At 60.2% G+C, this 15,731-nt stretch carries 14 protein-coding genes; 9 read left to right on the top strand and 5 right to left on the bottom strand.

The annotated features are described in order from the left end of the window. Positions 1-42 precede the first annotated feature (42 nt). The 8 genes from AB5Z25_RS07035 (at position 43) to AB5Z25_RS07000 (ending at position 8,626) form a co-directional block, all read left to right on the top strand. Positions 43-2,115 carry a diguanylate cyclase domain-containing protein gene (locus tag AB5Z25_RS07035; protein WP_368135150.1) on the top strand — a complete coding sequence of 691 codons (2,073 nt, stop codon included), beginning with the start codon at positions 43-45 and terminating at the stop codon, positions 2,113-2,115. Next, entirely contained in the window at positions 2,066-2,761 is a 696-nt protein-coding gene (locus tag AB5Z25_RS07030; RefSeq protein WP_368135149.1) for an EAL domain-containing protein, read from the top strand. The genes AB5Z25_RS07035 and AB5Z25_RS07030 overlap by 50 nt, the downstream gene beginning before the upstream one ends. A 127-nt stretch (positions 2,762-2,888) precedes the next feature. Then, the gene (locus tag AB5Z25_RS07025; protein ID WP_368135148.1) at positions 2,889-4,418 is read left to right on the top strand and encodes a diguanylate cyclase domain-containing protein; all 1,530 of its coding nucleotides are present in this window, start codon (positions 2,889-2,891) and stop codon (positions 4,416-4,418) included. 74 nt (positions 4,419-4,492) lie between these two features. Further along, entirely contained in the window at positions 4,493-5,116 is a 624-nt protein-coding gene (locus tag AB5Z25_RS07020) for a flavodoxin family protein (protein WP_368135147.1), read from the top strand. Between the two features lie 11 nt (positions 5,117-5,127). Continuing rightward, on the top strand, positions 5,128-5,469 hold the full coding sequence (locus AB5Z25_RS07015) for an arsenate reductase family protein (RefSeq protein ID WP_022093957.1): 342 nt from the start codon (positions 5,128-5,130) through the stop codon (positions 5,467-5,469). An 86-nt stretch (positions 5,470-5,555) separates the two neighbouring features. Beyond that, positions 5,556-6,686 carry a GTP-binding protein gene (locus AB5Z25_RS07010; RefSeq protein WP_368135146.1) on the top strand — a complete coding sequence of 377 codons (1,131 nt, stop codon included), beginning with the start codon at positions 5,556-5,558 and terminating at the stop codon, positions 6,684-6,686. A 95-nt stretch (positions 6,687-6,781) separates the two neighbouring features. Further along, positions 6,782-7,381: a tRNA (cytidine(34)-2'-O)-methyltransferase gene (locus AB5Z25_RS07005; protein WP_368135145.1), complete on the top strand. Its 600-nt coding sequence runs from the start codon at positions 6,782-6,784 to the stop codon at positions 7,379-7,381. Positions 7,382-7,765: 384 nt separating this feature from the next. Beyond that, the gene (locus AB5Z25_RS07000; RefSeq protein WP_368135144.1) at positions 7,766-8,626 is read left to right on the top strand and encodes a DUF8462 domain-containing protein; all 861 of its coding nucleotides are present in this window, start codon (positions 7,766-7,768) and stop codon (positions 8,624-8,626) included. 40 nt (positions 8,627-8,666) lie between these two features. Here AB5Z25_RS07000 and AB5Z25_RS06995 read toward each other — a convergent pair whose 3' ends face one another. The 4 genes from AB5Z25_RS06995 to AB5Z25_RS06980 all read right to left on the bottom strand — a co-directional run bounded on the left by AB5Z25_RS06995 (position 8,667) and on the right by AB5Z25_RS06980 (position 15,130). Next, on the bottom strand, positions 8,667-11,180 hold the full coding sequence (locus AB5Z25_RS06995; RefSeq protein WP_438265594.1) for an excinuclease ABC subunit UvrA: 2,514 nt from the start codon (positions 11,178-11,180) through the stop codon (positions 8,667-8,669). After that, the gene (locus AB5Z25_RS06990) at positions 11,173-12,291 is read right to left on the bottom strand and encodes a DUF8462 domain-containing protein (protein ID WP_117769848.1); all 1,119 of its coding nucleotides are present in this window, start codon (positions 12,289-12,291) and stop codon (positions 11,173-11,175) included. Before AB5Z25_RS06990 ends, AB5Z25_RS06995 begins: the two co-directional genes overlap by 8 nt. A 93-nt stretch (positions 12,292-12,384) precedes the next feature. Beyond that, positions 12,385-14,388 carry a GTP-binding protein gene (locus AB5Z25_RS06985; RefSeq protein ID WP_368135142.1) on the bottom strand — a complete coding sequence of 668 codons (2,004 nt, stop codon included), beginning with the start codon at positions 14,386-14,388 and terminating at the stop codon, positions 12,385-12,387. A 253-nt stretch (positions 14,389-14,641) separates the two neighbouring features. Next, entirely contained in the window at positions 14,642-15,130 is a 489-nt protein-coding gene (locus AB5Z25_RS06980; protein WP_138375184.1) for a GNAT family N-acetyltransferase, read from the bottom strand. Between the two features lie 71 nt (positions 15,131-15,201). Here AB5Z25_RS06980 and AB5Z25_RS06975 point away from each other — a divergent pair, with 71 nt between their 5' ends. Beyond that, complete coding sequence (locus tag AB5Z25_RS06975) at positions 15,202-15,504, top strand: hypothetical protein (protein ID WP_226790416.1); 303 nt, start codon at positions 15,202-15,204, stop codon at positions 15,502-15,504. 48 nt (positions 15,505-15,552) lie between these two features. Here AB5Z25_RS06975 and AB5Z25_RS06970 read toward each other — a convergent pair whose 3' ends face one another. Next, positions 15,553-15,699, bottom strand: a complete 147-nt coding sequence (locus AB5Z25_RS06970) for a class I SAM-dependent methyltransferase (protein WP_368135163.1) — start codon at positions 15,697-15,699, stop codon at positions 15,553-15,555. Positions 15,700-15,731: the final 32 nt, after the last annotated feature.

Raw genomic sequence — 15,731 nt, 5'->3', positions numbered from 1 at the left:
GCCCGACGCCATCCGCCCCGACCTCAGAAAGCCGCTTACAACATGGACACCGCCAGCAATTACACCGAAACGCTCGAAAAGACCGTCCGTGACCTTCTCGAGCGTCAGGATGATCTGATTAGGACGGCCTTTACCGACCAGCTCACCGGACTTGGCAACCGCGGCGGCTTTGCCCATTCCCTAGAGGAAATCTGGGAGCAGGAACTGCCCGTGACCATGGCATTTATCGACATCGATAACCTTAAGCACTGCAACGACGTCTTTGGGCATGACGAGGGCAACCGCTATATCTTGCAGGTAAGTCTCTATCTCAAGCTGTATATGAAAGTGGACGAGGCGGCGTTTCGCATAGGCGGCGACGAGTTTGCCATCCTGTCTACGATTGCGACCGAGGACGACCTCGCCGAGCGCCTGGAACACTGCCGAACGGTCCTACTCAAAAACAACGATTCCGAGATGCCTCACTCGTTTAGCTACGGAGTGTCGCACGCCGACCCCGCCCTGGGTGAAGCCTCCAATCGCATGACACTCGATGCCGACCATCGCATGTACGACTACAAGCTACGCCATGCCATGCATCTTGATCGACGCAATATCGCGCAAGTCCACACCGACGACTTCGAAATAAGCGATCGCGTTTTTGACGCCTTTTCGATGCTCAACGAAGGCCGTTATTGCTTTATCGAGAACTTGGACAAACATCGCACCCTATGGTCACAAGGCGCCCTGCGCGATCTCGGTCTTCCTTCTGAGCATGTAGACAACTGCCACGATTACTGGAAAACGCGCGTCCACCCCGATGACCTTGAGGCCTACATCAACGACATCGACCAAATCTATAATGGCTCCAAACACCGCCGCGTCATGCAGTACCGCATGCGCAATGCCGCGGGCGACTACGTCCTCTGCCGCGCTCGCGGGTTTCGCATCGACGGCGACGGAAATACCCCCTCGCTCTATGTCGGCGAACTTGTTAACCACTCACTCGCCGAGACCGTCGACGCCGCCACGGGCCTCGGAACGCAGCGTATGCTGATCAACGCTATCGATGCCTGCCGTCGCGACCGTTGCGAGACGGGGCTTATAGCGGTCCGCGTTTGTGGCACGGCAAAGTTCAACGAGCTCTACGGGGCCGAGGCTGTCGACAACATGCTCGCCGAATACGCAGGCCGCATGCTATCGATCACCCGCGGCAGAAGTCGCGTCTTCCGCTCGCGAAACGCCCAGTTCGTCGTGCTCAGCAACGATCTGGACCACGAGGCATTCGAGCAACTGACCCATCATCTTAAAGAGGCCGTTTTCGCTCCTGTTCGAATCGCGAACGACACCATTACCCCCGTCTGTCTTGTCGTCCCGGCCTTTTACGAGCGCTTAATCAATCAAGCGACCGCTGTTTTAGGCGAACTCGACCGTCGTCTTCGCGCCGCCGGCGGGCTTGCACCCAACGACAGCCTCCCCATACCCGAGATTGAGCGTAAAAGCGCCGTCGCCGAACGCATCGATACGCTCACGGGCCTCTATCGACCCAGCGAGTTTATGCGGCGCGCCAACGCTTTTCTCGAGGCAAGACGCGACGGCGCCTGGTGCATCGCCACGGTCGACATGGACCACATGCGCCTGTTTAACGAATGGTATGGACAGGCCGAAGGCGACCGCCTGCTTGCCGATGTGGGCACGGTCCTCAAGGACATCGAGAATGCCGACATGGGCGTCGCAGGGTACTGGGGCCAAGATGACTTTTGCGTACTCATCCCCTTTAAGCACATCACCGTCCATCAAATCTACAACCGCGTTCGCGAGGCAGTAGCCAGGTATGATGGCGGCGTAGGTTTTTGGCCGTCCATGGTCGTTTACCCCATCGATTCCAATGAGGAGATCACCATCGATGCGCAGGCAAAGGCCATGTTTACCAATCGGCGCGCAAAAAACGACTTTAAGGAGCGCATTGCCATTTTTTTGCCCCGAGGAGTACAAGCGCGAAATCGTGTTCAACCGCACGCTGACCGAATTCCAGTACGCGCTGTCAAATGGTCGCATCACGTACTATCTTCAGCCCCAGGTCGATATGGAAACCGGCGAGATTATTGGCGCCGAAGCACTCACCCGCTGGATTGACAAGGACGGCTCTCTCATTTCGCCCGCAACGTTTATCCCCGCACTCGAGGAAAGCGGCTTTGTGGTGACGCTCGACAAGTACATTTGGCAGGGTGTCGCCTCGTGGCTGCGCGGGCGCATCGATCGAGGACTTTGCGTGGTTCCGGTCTCGCTTAATGTGTCGCGCGTGGATATCCTTGCCTGCGACGTTGCCGAACATATGGGGGCGCTCGCCGCCCAATACAACCTACCGCCCGAGCTCATGCGTATCGAGATCACCGAGACGGCTTATACGGGGGAGTCCGAGGCCGTGGACAAACTGACAGCCGACCTGCACACCCGCGGCTTCTCGACCTATATGGACGATTTTGGCACCGGCCAGTCCACGCTCGCGATGCTCAAGAACGTCAACGTCGACGTCATCAAGCTCGACCGCACCTTTGTGCCCACCGACCGCGATCAAGGCCGCAGCGCGCAGATCGTGTCATCGATGCTCGAGATGGCGCAGTCGCTCCATCTGCCCGTCGTGGTCGAAGGCGTCGAGACAAATGAGCAGGCAAACATACTACGCCACATGGGCGCCCGCTACGCTCAGGGCTTCCTCTACTACCGCCCCATGCCGGCGAAGGATTTTGAGGCATTGCTCGATGGTGGCAATAACAACTGATACGCTCGCGCGCAAAACGCCACCGCCGAAGGGGGAATTTGCCTCCATTAGCTGACTTATATCCCCAATTCAAACCGAATTGGGGATATGATACAAACCATTGTTCCGCCCAAGGAGGTTATCCATCATGAACGAGTCATATCGCCTGGGTGAGCAATTGATTATTGCCTATCTCCAACGACTTGCGAATGGCATCTCGACCGCCGAACTCGATGTTGCCGCGCTGCCTGCTGAGCTACGCGCCGTTGGTGAGCAACTGCAAAAGACGCATGCCATCCTGCAACAAGAGCGCCGGCTGCTTGAGCGCAACGCCTATATCGATCCGCTCACCAACTTGGGCAACCGCAGCGGACTCGACCGTCACGTCGAGCAGCTCTGGCGCAAAGGCGACCCCTTCACCTGCGCCTATATTGACATCGACCATCTCAAGCATTGCAATGATAGGTTTGGCCACGCCGAAGGCAATCGCTATATTCTGAGCATCTGCCGCACGCTCTCCGAAACCATGGAGCACGATGAGATGCTGTTCCGTATCGGTGGAGACGAGTTTGTGCTTATCTCGCTCTCCGCAAACGAGACTGAACTCGAGCAGCGCTTGGAGCAGGTACGTGCCGGGCTGATCGAGGCGAGCTCAGATGGCAAGGCGCCCATGATCGCCAGCTTTAGCTTTGGCTGCTCGCGCGTCGATCCACTTGCCGGCGACACGCGTCGCCAGATGACGATGGACGCCGATCGCAAGATGTATCGCTATAAGCTTATGCATCGTGTACAGCAACCGGAAAACAATGACGCGCCGCAACGCCCAATCGTCAATCAGCTTCCCTGCAACGACCGGGTGTTCCAAGCGATCTCCATGAGCTCCGAGACGCGCTATCCGTTCATCCTTAACCTCGATACTGGAGAATCGCAATGGTCGGTTAACGCCGTGCGCGATTTTGACCTGCCTTCCCAGCACCCTTTTAACTCACTCGACATGTGGCTCGCCCGCGTTCATCCCGAGGACCGCGACAACGTACGCGCCGAGCTCGACATGGTGATAAACGGCACGTGGCACTTCCACTACATGCAGTATCGCGTAATGGATGCCACCGGAAAATACGCGCTTTGCGACTGCACGGGCTACCGCTTGGACGGCACCGATACCGAGCCCAGCATGTATGTGGGCATTATCGTCAACCGAAGCCTAGCGGATACGACCGACTCGGTAACGGGCCTGGGCGATGTCCACGCGCTGGTCAACGCTATTGGAGAGATGCGCCGCGTGCCGCACGAGGCAGGCTTTATTGCCATTAAGGTCGACGATATCGCCGAGGTCAATGCCCGCTTTGGATTCGATGCAGGCGACCGCGTGCTCGCCGAAAGCGCCGCCTGCCTCATGGATTGTTCGCGCGGCAAGGGCCGCCTGTTCCGCTCGACGGGGCCGACATTCGTGGCACTCTTCGATGAGCTCGGCCCCGAGGCAATCGATGAGATCGCAAGCGACATCGAACGGTTCCTGGGTTCTCCCGTGCTCATCGGCTCGCTTGAATATCAGCCGCCCATTCGCGTGGCCACGCTCCATCTGGACGGCGTCGACCGTCAGCCTGTTTCCATTTTGAACGAGCTTAAAGCGTTGCTCGGGAAAGCCGTGCAGGTGCCAGGTACCAAACTGGATTAGCACCGCGCCCGCACCGCCTCCCCCATCGTGCGATAATCCTCTGCAGAAGTCACCAAAAGCAGAGGGAGTTTGTGATGAAGGTTCTTTTGGTCAATGGCAGTCCCAAGGCAAACGGCAACACCGCCCGCGCACTCGCCGAGGTCGCCGAGCAATTGCATGCCGAGGGCATCGATACCGAGGTGTTCCAGCTGGGCGCCAAGCCCATTCGCGATTGCATCGGTTGCGGCCAGTGCGGCAAGCTTAGCGGTCGCTGCACCTTTGACGATGACGTGGTCAACGAGCTGATCGCTGCCGCCGAGCAGGCAGATGGCTTTGTCTTTGGCTCCCCCGTCTACTATGCGCATCCCAGCGGACGCATCCTCTCGGCTCTCGACCGCGCATTCTATGCTGGCAGCAAGGCCTTTGCGCACAAGCCGGGCGCCGCTGTCGCCGTTGCCCGCCGCGGCGGCACGTCGACCACCTTCGATGTACTCAATAAATACTTCACCATCAACCAGATGCCCGTGGTCGCCTCCACCTACTGGAACAACGTGTTTGGCGCCATGCCGGGTGAAGCTGCCCAGGACGCCGAGGGCCTTGCTACCATGCGAAACATCGGTAAAAACATGGCATGGCTCCTGCGTTGCATCGAGGCAGGCAAGGCTGCCGGCATCGATGCCCCCGAGGCCGATCGCGAGCGCACCAACTTTATTCGTTAGAACGGCGGAACATGAATATCCAGATTTTTGGCACCAAGAAGTCCTTCGATACCAAGAAGGCCCAGCGCTATTTTAAGGAGCGCCGCATTAAGGTGCAGTTTATTGACCTGAAGGAAAAGGAGATGAGCAAGGGCGAGCTCACGAGCGTGATGCAGGCGGTCGGCGGCATCGACAAGCTGCTCAACCCCAAGGCCAAGGACGAGGAGACGCTCGCGCTCATCCAGCACCTCACCCCTAGTCAGCGCTTCGACAAGCTGCTCGAGAACCAGCAGGTTCTAGCCGAGCCCATTGTGCGCAACGGCAAAAAGGCCACCGTCGGTTATTGCCCCGATGTATGGGGAGCCTGGGAGTAGCTTGTGTTATTTGCCGGCGCGTGGGTATAAGAGCAGGCGTTTGGCATAAGATTCAACTGTAAGCCATGTCTAACAAAGGAGGGCACATGCCCAACAAACCCGTGAAGATCATCATGCTTACCGGATACCTCGGTGCCGGCAAGACCACGCTGCTCAACCACATCCTCGCTAACGACGGCGGCATCCGCGCCGCCGTGATCGTCAACGATATCGGCGAGATCAACGTCGACGCCAGCCTTATCGCCGACGGCGGCCTTTCCGAGACCGATGACCTCATCCCGCTCACCAACGGCTGCATCTGCTGCACGCTTTCGGATGACCTGGCCAACCAGCTGCAGGGCATCGCCGATTCGGGCAACTTCGACTACATCATCATCGAGGCATCGGGCATTTGCGAGCCTATCCCCATCGCCTACACCATCTCGAGCTTCTGCGACGAGGCCAAGGTGGGCGGCGAGCCCAAGCTCGCGCTCGACAACATCGTGGCCGTGGTCGACTGCGCCCGCATGTACGACGAGTTCAACGGCGGTCGCGACCTGCTGGCCGAGGATATCGACGAGGACGACATCGAAAGCCTGCTCATCCAGCAGATCGAATTCTGCTCCACGCTGGTCCTCAACAAGACCGATACCGTGACGCCCGAGCAGATCGCCGAGCTCAAGGCCATCGTGCGCAGCCTGCAGAAGGACGCCGTGATTGTCGAGGCCCAAAACGGCGAGGTCCCCATGGAGGAGCTGCTCGACACCGACCGCTTCGACTTTATGCGCGCCTACAACTCCGCCGCCTGGATCGAGGCCATGGAGCATCCCGAGGAGCACGACGACCCCGAGGTGCTCGAGTACGACATCGAGACCTTTGTGTACTCGCGCCGCAAGCCGTTTGACCTGCAGAAGTTCACCAATTTTGTTGAGCAGGAGTGGCCCGACGAGGTCATCCGCGTCAAGGGTCCGCTGTGGCAGACCGGCGATCCGGACATGTGCTACATGTTTGAGCAGGCCGGCCACCAGATGCGCCTGATGGAGAACGGCCTGTTTGTCGATTCGGCGCCCGAGGGCGAGAAGCAGAAGATCATCGACGAGAACCCCGAGATCATGCAGATTTGGGACGACGAGACGGGCGACCGCATGACGAGCCTGTGCATCATCGGCCGTCACATGGACAAGGATGCGCTCATCGCCTCCCTCGATGCCTGCCTGACCGACTGGCACCGCGCCTAGGTTTATCCAAGCGGGCATTTTTCCGCCTATGTAACCGCCAAACCACCACGAAGGTGCTCTTCGTGGTGGTTTTTCGTTCTGAGCCAAGGAGATTCATGTTCAACATCGTGCTGTATGCGCCCGAGATTCCGGCCAATACGGGCAATATCGGCCGTACCTGCGTTGTCACCGGCGCCCGCCTGCATCTGGTGGAGCCGTTGGGCTTTTCGCTCGACGACAAGACGGTACGCCGCGCCGGCCTGGGCTACTGGCAAAACTTGGACGTGACGACCTATGCCGGCTGGGAGGATTTCCTTGCGCGCAACGACCTCTCCCCCGCCGATGGTCGCCTGCATCTGCTGACCAAAAAGGCACGCCGCACCTATGCGCAGAGCACCTACCGCGATGGCGACTATTTGGTCTTTGGCAGCGAGAGTTCGGGCATTCCCGAGCCACTGCTTGCCGCGGCGCCCGAGCGCTGCGAGCGCATCCCAATGCTGCGCGATTGCGACTCACTCGATAACGCCGAGGCTTGGGAGGCCCACGAGGAATCGCTGGGGCATACCGAGGACAGCCACGAGGCCATCCTTCGGCAGGATATCTGCGGCAACTTCGTCAATCCCGACGACTACCGCATCAGCGCCCTCAACCTTTCCAACAGCGCCGCCATCGTCCTCTACGAGGCCCTGCGCCAGGCAGGCTTTCCGGGAATGTGACAAAGGGGCTGTCCCTTTGTCACATTCAAGCGCCACGCCGATGGCACACACGCCTAATTGATGCTCTAGATAAAGAGCCCTCACTTTTAATCAGAATTAACTAAAGTAAAATGAAGTTAAACGGCGGTGTGAAAGGAGAGCCTTGTGAAATATCTCGAGAACCCGTTTACCCCCAGTTTTGGTGAGGTTCCTGCCCATCTCGCTGGCAGACAACAGATTATTCGGGATTTGGACCGTGCCTTCTTGAGCCAGCGTAGGCGCCCAGAATTGACCTCGATCTTCTCAGGCGCGCGTGGAACCGGTAAAACCGCTCTCATGTCGTCGCTCGCGACAAGGGCGGAATCCCACGGCTGGATAGCCGTAAAGACGACCGCGCTCCCGGGAATGCTTGAGGAAATCGAGATCGGGACGAAACGCGCCGCAGCCCATCTCATCGAATCGTCCAACCACTTCGAAGTCACCGGTCTCGGAATTGCACCGCTCGGCAGCATCGAGGTCAATCGCGTTCACGATGCCTCAACCTGGCGTTATCGCATGAGCGACATCATCGACCAGCTCAACGAGGCGGGCACCGGTCTGCTCGTCACGGTTGACGAGGTGGACCCGATACTCGACGAGATGATTCAGCTCGCAGCAACGTATCAGCACTTTGTGACCGATGGGAAACGCGTCGCCCTGCTCATGGCGGGACTTCCCAACAACGTCTCGACGTTGCTGAACCACAAGACGGTCTCGTTCCTTCGCCGCGCCCAACAATATCATCTGGGTCGCATTGCCGACTATGACGTGCGCGAGGCCTTGATTCGCACAATCCAGGAAAACGATCGCCTGGCAGATGCTGAGGGAATCGATAGAGCCGTTCGCTCGATCTCTGGTTTTCCCTTCCTATTGCAACTCGTAGGCTACCGTGCCTGGGATCTCACAAGCGATTCGAAGGAAATCTCGTCACGCGACTTTGACCTGGGAATCAAAATCGCGCGCGACGAGATGGACGACCGAATCCTCGCGGCAACCTATCGGGAACTCACTGCAGAGGACAAGCGATTCCTCATCGCCATGCTCGATGACGAGGAAGAGTCCACCACCGCCGACCTTGTCGAGCGCCTTAAGCGTTCGCCGCAGCAGGTCTCCCGCTACCGACGCCGCATGATAGATGCCGGCATCATCGGGGAACGAGGACGAGGGCTCGTCGCATTTGAATTGCCATTCTTCCGCGACTATCTCGCGGCTCAATGCGTGAAATAGGCATCAATGAGGCAAAGAGGCTGTCCCTTTGCCTCATTGTCTATAGATAGCGGCCGGTGATGCTTGCGGGGCAGGCCGCGATGTCGCTCGGCGTGCCGGCGCAGACGATTTGCCCACCCGCATCGCCACCGCCCGGGCCCATGTCGATCACGTAATCGGCATTGCGGATAAGGTCGAGATCGTGTTCGATCACGATAACCGTGGCGCCCTTGGCAACAAGGCCGTCGAACACACTCAGCAACACCTGAACATCGAGCGGATGCAGGCCAATCGTGGGCTCGTCAAATACGAATACGGCATCATCCTGCACGCGGCCCATCTCGCTCGCAAGCTTAAGGCGCTGCGCTTCACCGCCCGAAAGCGCCGGTGTGGGCTCGCCAAGCGTGAGATAACCCAGGCCCAGGTCGTGCAAGGTCTGCAAGCGCGTCTGAACCTTCTTGAGTCCCAGTGTGGCGTCGAGCGCCTCATCCACACTCATATCCATAAGCTGCGGCAACGTAAGCAGGCTCCCGTCCTTGCCCTCGCGATGGATATGCGAGGCGGATTCCGCGTAGCGAGAGCCGCGACATGCGGGACAGACGATCTCGACGTCGGGCAAAAACTGCACGTCGAGCGATATCGAGCCCGTGCCGTCACACGTAGGGCAGCGCAAGGCGCCGGTGTTGTAGCTAAAGGCGCCCGCCTTGTAGCCGGCTGCCTTGGCCTCGGGCGTACGGGCGAAAGCGCGGCGCAGCTCATCATGGATGTCGGCATAAGTCGCTACCGTCGAGCGCACGTTGGCGCCGATGGGCGTAGCGTCAATCAGGTTTGCGCGGGCAATACCCTCGGCATCGACCCAACGCACGTGCCCCGGCAGGCGCTCGCCAGCTGCCTGCGCCTTGAGTGCCGGGATGAGCGTCTCGAGCACCAACGTCGTCTTGCCCGAACCCGAAACACCCGTAACCGCAACCAAGCGACCGCGCGGGATATCGACTTCGAGCGGCTTGACGGTATGGATGGCATCGGTCGCCATGCGGATATGGCCCTGGTCGAACATTTCGTCGTCAGTCACCTGCGGACGCAAGCGCTTGGGCTCGGCGCGCAAAAACGGCGCGATGCGACTGCTCTGCGATTGCTCGACCTCGTCTACCGTACCAGCGGCGATCACATTGCCGCCGCCTGCTCCGGCAACGGGGCCCATCTCGACAAGATAGTCGGCTTCCGCCAGTACGCGCGTATCGTGGTCGACAACAACCACGGTGTTGCCGTCATCCACCAGATCGCGCATCACGCCCACCAGGCCGTCGACATTGGCAGGATGCAAGCCAATCGAGGGCTCGTCCAGTACATAGAGCACGCCCGTCGAGCGATTGCGCACCACGCGGGCGAGCTGGACGCGCTGGCGCTCACCCGTGGAGAGCGTGGCGCCGGCGCGGTCGAGCGAGAGATAGTCAAGCCCCAGGTCGACCAAGCGACGAGCCGTGCTCAAAAATGAATCGCAGATATCCACTGCCATGGGCTGCATCTCGGCCGGCAAGGATGCGGGCACCCCGTGCACCCACTCAATCGCCTCGCCCAATGTCATGGCCGCCGCCTGTGCCAGATTGATACCGCGTACCTGGGGCTGGCGTGCGGCCTCGGAGAGGCGCGTGCCGCCACAGTCACGGCATGGCCCCTCGCGCAGAAAGCGCGCAACGCGCTTGAGCCCCTTGTCGTCCTTAACCTTGGCAAGCGCATTCTCCACGGTATAGACGGCGTTGTAATAGGTGAAGTCGAGCGGCGTGGCGCCCTCGCCGTTTTTGGGAACGTAGAGAATGTGCTTTTTGACCGCCGGACCATGGAACACGATGTCGCGCTCCTGAGGCGTGAGCTGGTTAAACGGCACGTCGGTGCGTACGCCCATCTCGCCAGCCACCTGCTTCATCAGATCCCACATGAGCGTGCCCCAGGGAAGGACCGCACCTTCGTTGATAGTCTTTGACTCGTCGGGCACCAGGCTCGCCTCGTCCACCTCGCGCATGACGCCGGTGCCACCGCAGGTGGGGCATGCACCACCGCTATTGAAAGCCAAATCCTCGGCACTCGGCGCGTAGAACTCGCGGCCGCATGTCGGACACGTGAGCGACAGGCCCGCAGCCACGTTAAGGCTCGGCTCCACACGCGCCCCGCAATGCGGGCACACGTGATGGGCACAGCGGCTGAAGAGCAAACGCAGGCTATTGTTGAGCTCGGTCATGGTGCCAAAGGTCGAGCGCACGCCCGGCACGCTCGGACGCTGGTGCAGCGCGAGCGCCGCCGGCACGTGCAGTACCTCGTCCACCTGAGCGTGCTCGGCCTGCGTCAGGCGACGTCGAGTATAGGTGCTGAGCGCCTCCAGGTAACGACGCGAGCCCTCGGCATAAAGAACCCCCAGCGCCAGAGAGCTCTTGCCCGAACCTGACACGCCGGCAATACCCACGAGCTTTCCCAGCGGAATATCGATATCGATGTCCTTAAGGTTATGGACACGTGCGCCACGTACCTCGATAGCCTGCGGGCTCATCTTCTGTTCCGTCACCTTTATCACCCTACTCATGCCATATAACTCGATCGCGAATGTACGCGCCCAGCATGGGCACGGTAAACCGGACGAGGCCGTATCCGGCAGCTTCGATGACGCGCTCGCGAATCAGGCTTGCGCGATATTTACTCGCCCAGCTCTGGGTACGCTCGCAGCGCTCAATGATATCCGCCATGCGCGTCGGTTTGCCCTCTTCAACCGCCATGGCCTCGATAAAGAGGCGCTGTGGACTGCGCAGCCCGTAATACAGAGGCGCGTCAACCGCTTCGTAGAACTCGGAGACGGCATCCGCATGGCCATCCTCGACATCGCGCCTTTCGATGACCTGCGAGCTACGCCGGACAGCAGACCGCCACATGTAATATCCCACCAGCTGAACCATATAGGGATGCCCCATGCTCTTGTGCGCCGCAAGGTCCGCTGTCTCCGCGTCAACGTAAAGACCAGCGTCTTTGACCGTCTGGATATACGAATCGCGTACCTTGGGCAAAGATATCGCCTCCAGCGTACGCTGCTGGGCACGCCGCAAAAACGTCACGCTCGGCTCTTCGAGCAGATCGTCAACCATACTGGGCAAGCCAGCGAACACCAGCGCAAGACCGCGCTGGTCGCTATCGGGCAAGCCCGTGGCATCCTGGTCTCCGAGCAACTGCTGATAGAGAACGGCAAGGGCCGCCAGTTCCTCGATAGACGCCGATTGTGCCTCGTCAATCGCAAACAGTATGCCCTTGCCTGGACCGAGCTTCTTGAGGCGCTCGTTGACCAGCCCTCGCAACGTTTCGCCCTTTGCTCGCGCCGCCTCGACCGACATCCGGCCAAACGACGGACCGAACTCCATTGACGTCACAACGGGCTTATTCGAGCGAAGCGCGTCGGCTAAGCGGTCGCATAAGCCAAGCGAAGCGGAATCGGAGATAACCGCCCATCCGCGCTCGCTGGCTAGACGTTGCAGCTCCCGCAGGAGAACCGTTTTGCCGCAGCCGCGGTTTCCCGTAATGAGCATGAGTCTACCCGGCGCTCCGGCGCCGTTGTCGAGTCCTTCCTCAAAATCTTCGATGACCGACTCTCGACCGATGAGCATCGGAGGCCGCTTGCCTGCCGTTGGCTTAAAGGGATTTGGATTCATGTCGGCCTCCTCGGATCGGTAAATCCTGGTAACAGTTATACCAACTTATACCGAGTTATACCAACTGAATCTGACAAAGGGGCTGCCCCTCTGTCACATGTGGCCGAAAAACTCGGCGTCTGCTGCTCGCCAGGGGCGGAAGGTGGCGGGATCGATCTTTACGTGCGCCGCGGCGGGTACGTCGTACCATTTGACCGTGTAACCAGCGCCGTGAGAGCAAAAGACCGAGTCGGGCGTGTTGGGCAGATCGGCCTCGGGCTCATAGGCGGCCGTCTCGATTACGCGCTCGGCATCATGGCAAGCCGCATAGCCGGCGAACTCCAGGTACAGATGCCCGCGACCGCTCGTGTAGGCAGCTACCTCCAGGGCATAGTCCTGCACCTCGGATGCCGGCACGCGACCCACAAGCTTCGCCCGGTCCCCCGTCATCGTCGGTGGCTCGTACTCGGCACCCATGCGCGTGGCATCCGAGAGCGCCCGGCCCACGCACTCCCCCGGCACCTCGAGCTCAAAGTGGTACCACGGCTCCAACAGCACCGCCGCGCCAGCCTCACGCGCCTGCATGAGCCCCTGGCGAATCGCGCGGTACGTGGCCTGGCGAAAATCGCCGCCCTCGGTGTGTTTGGCATGCGCACGGCCGCCCGTGAGCGTAATGCGCACATCGGTGATGGGCGAGCCGGTCAGCACGCCCAGGTGATCGCGCTCCATGGCGTTGGTGAGTGCCAGACGCTGCCAGTTAAGATCGAGCTCATCGGTCGAGGTCACGGTGCCAAACTGCACGCCCGAACCCGCCGGCAACGGCTCCAGACGCAGATGCACCTCGGCATAGTGGCGCAGTGGCTCAAAGTGGCCCACGCCCTCGACCGGCTGCGAAATAGTCTCCTTATAGAGAATGCCGCCAGACTCAAACGCAACCGAAAGGCCAAAGCGATCGGCCAACACCCGCTGCACGACCTCGAGCTGCACCGCCCCCATAAGCTGCAGATGTATTTGTTCAAGATGGGTGTTCCAGCCTACGCCGAGCATGGGATCTTCGTCCGCCAACTCAGTCAGCGCTTTGAACACCGCGTGGACATCGTGTTCGACCGGAAGCACCGTATAGGTGAGGACCGGCGCAATGACGGGCGCATCGCACGCAGGTTCCGCGCCCAGAGCGTCCCCTGGGCGAACGTGCGCAAGGCCCGTCACGGCACAAATGCCGCCAGCAGCAACTTCTTGGGCAAGCTCATACTTCTCGCCGTTATAGATGCGTACCTGATCGACCTTCTGCTCCCATGCCTCGGCACCGGAACGTCCGTTAATCACCTGTTTGGCATGCAGCGTGCCGCCGGTCACTTTAACCCAAGCCAAGCGCTCGCCGCGGTCCCCGCGGCTGACGCGATAGACGCGGGCGGCAAACTCCGGGAGCCACGCCTGTTCGCGCATCAGCGCGCATATACCATCCAACAGCTCGTCCACACCTTGGTCCTTGAGCGCCGAGCCGGCAAAGCAGGGAAAGAGCTTGCGCTCAGCAACCATGCGCGACAGCGTCGCGGAGGAAAGCTCACCCGCCTCAAGAAACTCCTCGAGCGCCGCTTCGTCCAACGCAGCAGCGTCCTCCTGAACGGCGCCACCCGCCAGCAGTTCGTTGGCATCCAGGCACCCCTCAGAAAGACGTTGCCCAAGTTGTGCCAGCAAAACATCGCGGCCGGGATTCTCCAAATCGATCTTGTTGATAAAGATGAACGTCGGGATGTCATAGCGCGCAAGCAGGCGCCACAGGGTTTCGGTGTGCCCCTGTACGCCATCGTTGGCGCCTACCACCAGAATCGCGTAGTCCAGGGCACGCAGCGTGCGCTCCGCCTCGGCAGAAAAATCGACATGGCCGGGAGCGTCCACGAGCATAACGTGGGTGTCACCATGGTCGAGCACAGCCTGCGACGAGAAGATCGTGATACCGCGCTCACGCTCAATCTCGTTCGTATCCAGATGCGAGTCGCCATCGTCAACGCGGCCGCGCTTGCGAATGCGGCCCGCGTTAAACAGCATGGCCTCGGCCAGCGTGGTCTTGCCGGCATCGACATGCGCCAAGATTCCAGCGACCGCTTGCTTCGACATGGCTCTCCTCTTATTGCAAGCCCATCGCACGCGGCAACGGGCACCCTCGTTCCACACTGGATGATACAATTTACGGGCCGGCGGGCGAAGCGGGCCCTATCCCCCGACCGAGCTCATCGCCCCGCGTTGCCGCGCGGCGATTTTCGTAGGTTCGCGCCTTGCGAAAGCCGGCTTGCAAATCAGCACAGCGAACGAAAATGACCCCACCTGGGCCAGTTTCGTTCGCATGAATTATTGATATGAGGCGTCGCTCTTACGCCTCGCGCAGCCAGTCAAACGCAACACGCGGCGTACCGTCCGACACATATACGATACCGGCGCGCTTAAACCCGGCCTTGGCAATGGCTCCCTGCATGGGCAGGTTGTCCTGATGTGTGTCGATGCGCAGGTGATCGGCACGCTCCTTGGCAAAGGCAAACATCGCGGCCGCGATACCGTGCACGGTGCCGTCGGATGCCACACGGTGCAGCACGGCGTACGGAGTGTCGCTACGCCATTGACCGTCCTCAATTACGTCATAGCACTCGTCCGGGCCCGGTAAAAAGGCAAACGTCGCCACCACGCGACCATCGACTTCGCACACATAGCTGCCACCGGCGGCGATATCGGCAGCCAGCTGCTCGGCAGAAGGCGTGCCCTCGGGCCACTGCGTGGCGTTGCCATGCGCGCGCATAAAGGCGCGGGCCGCGTCATAGATAGCCATGACGGCGGGAATGTCGGTATCGAGGGTTTTTCTGATCATCACGCGGCGACCTCACGTTTATTGGTATCACTTTGATTGAGCAATGATACCAACGTTTGGAGAGGGGCGCGATGCAGATGGGAAGCAAAAAGCGAGCCGCCTGGTCAAAGGCCAAAAGCGAGTTTTTGGGCGCTGCCACCGGCGGCGATATGAGCTACCTGTTTGCGCGCGAAGACGAGCGCCGCGACGCCCTGAACGCCGAGCGCAATGAAGCCTGGCGCTACAAGTCGTGCGAACGCAAAAACCGTTACGATACGCGCGCCGAGGCCGAGGCAGTTATGGCCGACTGCGAAAACCGCGGGCGGCGTGGTTTGGCCTGCTACAAATGCGAATACTGCGGTGGATGGCACCTGACGTCGCACCCATGGAAATAGACGCCGCATCGGCACGGCGCTAGCGAAGCGCCGGTAATCGCACGCAAGTTACGGGCGCGGCGGCACTAACACATCGTAGCGAACGGCCTTGCCCGCAAGCTGATAGCTCGGCTTAACGCCGGCAAGCAGTGGCCCCTTCACCGGTCGCTTGATAACGACCTTGCGCGGGCGCGCCGCAAGCGCAGCTTCGACCAGCGTCTCCTCATCGGCACACGGCTGTTCCAGAT

The organism is Collinsella aerofaciens, assembly GCF_040910325.1.
Classification (GTDB): Bacteria; Actinomycetota; Coriobacteriia; order Coriobacteriales; family Coriobacteriaceae; genus Collinsella; species Collinsella aerofaciens_BL.
Note: the sequence above shows the minus strand (reverse complement) of the source record. Positions and strands in the feature narration are given on the sequence as shown.

Excerpts from the sequence above, each read along its gene's own strand:
- AB5Z25_RS07025 (WP_368135148.1), top strand. The coding sequence starts at position 2,889 with ATGAACGAGTCATATCGCCTGGGTGAGCAATTGATTATTGCCTATCTC.
- AB5Z25_RS07010 (WP_368135146.1), top strand. The coding sequence starts at position 5,556 with ATGCCCAACAAACCCGTGAAGATCATCATGCTTACCGGATACCTCGGT.
- AB5Z25_RS07020 (WP_368135147.1), top strand. The coding sequence starts at position 4,493 with ATGAAGGTTCTTTTGGTCAATGGCAGTCCCAAGGCAAACGGCAACACC.
- AB5Z25_RS06990 (WP_117769848.1), bottom strand. The coding sequence starts at position 12,291 with ATGAATCCAAATCCCTTTAAGCCAACGGCAGGCAAGCGGCCTCCGATG.
- AB5Z25_RS06985 (WP_368135142.1), bottom strand. The coding sequence starts at position 14,388 with ATGTCGAAGCAAGCGGTCGCTGGAATCTTGGCGCATGTCGATGCCGGC.
- AB5Z25_RS07000 (WP_368135144.1), top strand. The coding sequence starts at position 7,766 with ATGCTTGAGGAAATCGAGATCGGGACGAAACGCGCCGCAGCCCATCTC.
- AB5Z25_RS07015 (WP_022093957.1), top strand. The coding sequence starts at position 5,128 with ATGAATATCCAGATTTTTGGCACCAAGAAGTCCTTCGATACCAAGAAG.
- AB5Z25_RS07035 (WP_368135150.1), top strand. The coding sequence starts at position 43 with ATGGACACCGCCAGCAATTACACCGAAACGCTCGAAAAGACCGTCCGT.
- AB5Z25_RS06980 (WP_138375184.1), bottom strand. The coding sequence starts at position 15,130 with ATGATCAGAAAAACCCTCGATACCGACATTCCCGCCGTCATGGCTATC.
- AB5Z25_RS07005 (WP_368135145.1), top strand. The coding sequence starts at position 6,782 with ATGTTCAACATCGTGCTGTATGCGCCCGAGATTCCGGCCAATACGGGC.
- AB5Z25_RS06975 (WP_226790416.1), top strand. The coding sequence starts at position 15,202 with ATGCAGATGGGAAGCAAAAAGCGAGCCGCCTGGTCAAAGGCCAAAAGC.
- AB5Z25_RS07030 (WP_368135149.1), top strand. The coding sequence starts at position 2,066 with ATGGAAACCGGCGAGATTATTGGCGCCGAAGCACTCACCCGCTGGATT.
- AB5Z25_RS06995 (WP_438265594.1), bottom strand. The coding sequence starts at position 11,180 with ATGAGTAGGGTGATAAAGGTGACGGAACAGAAGATGAGCCCGCAGGCT.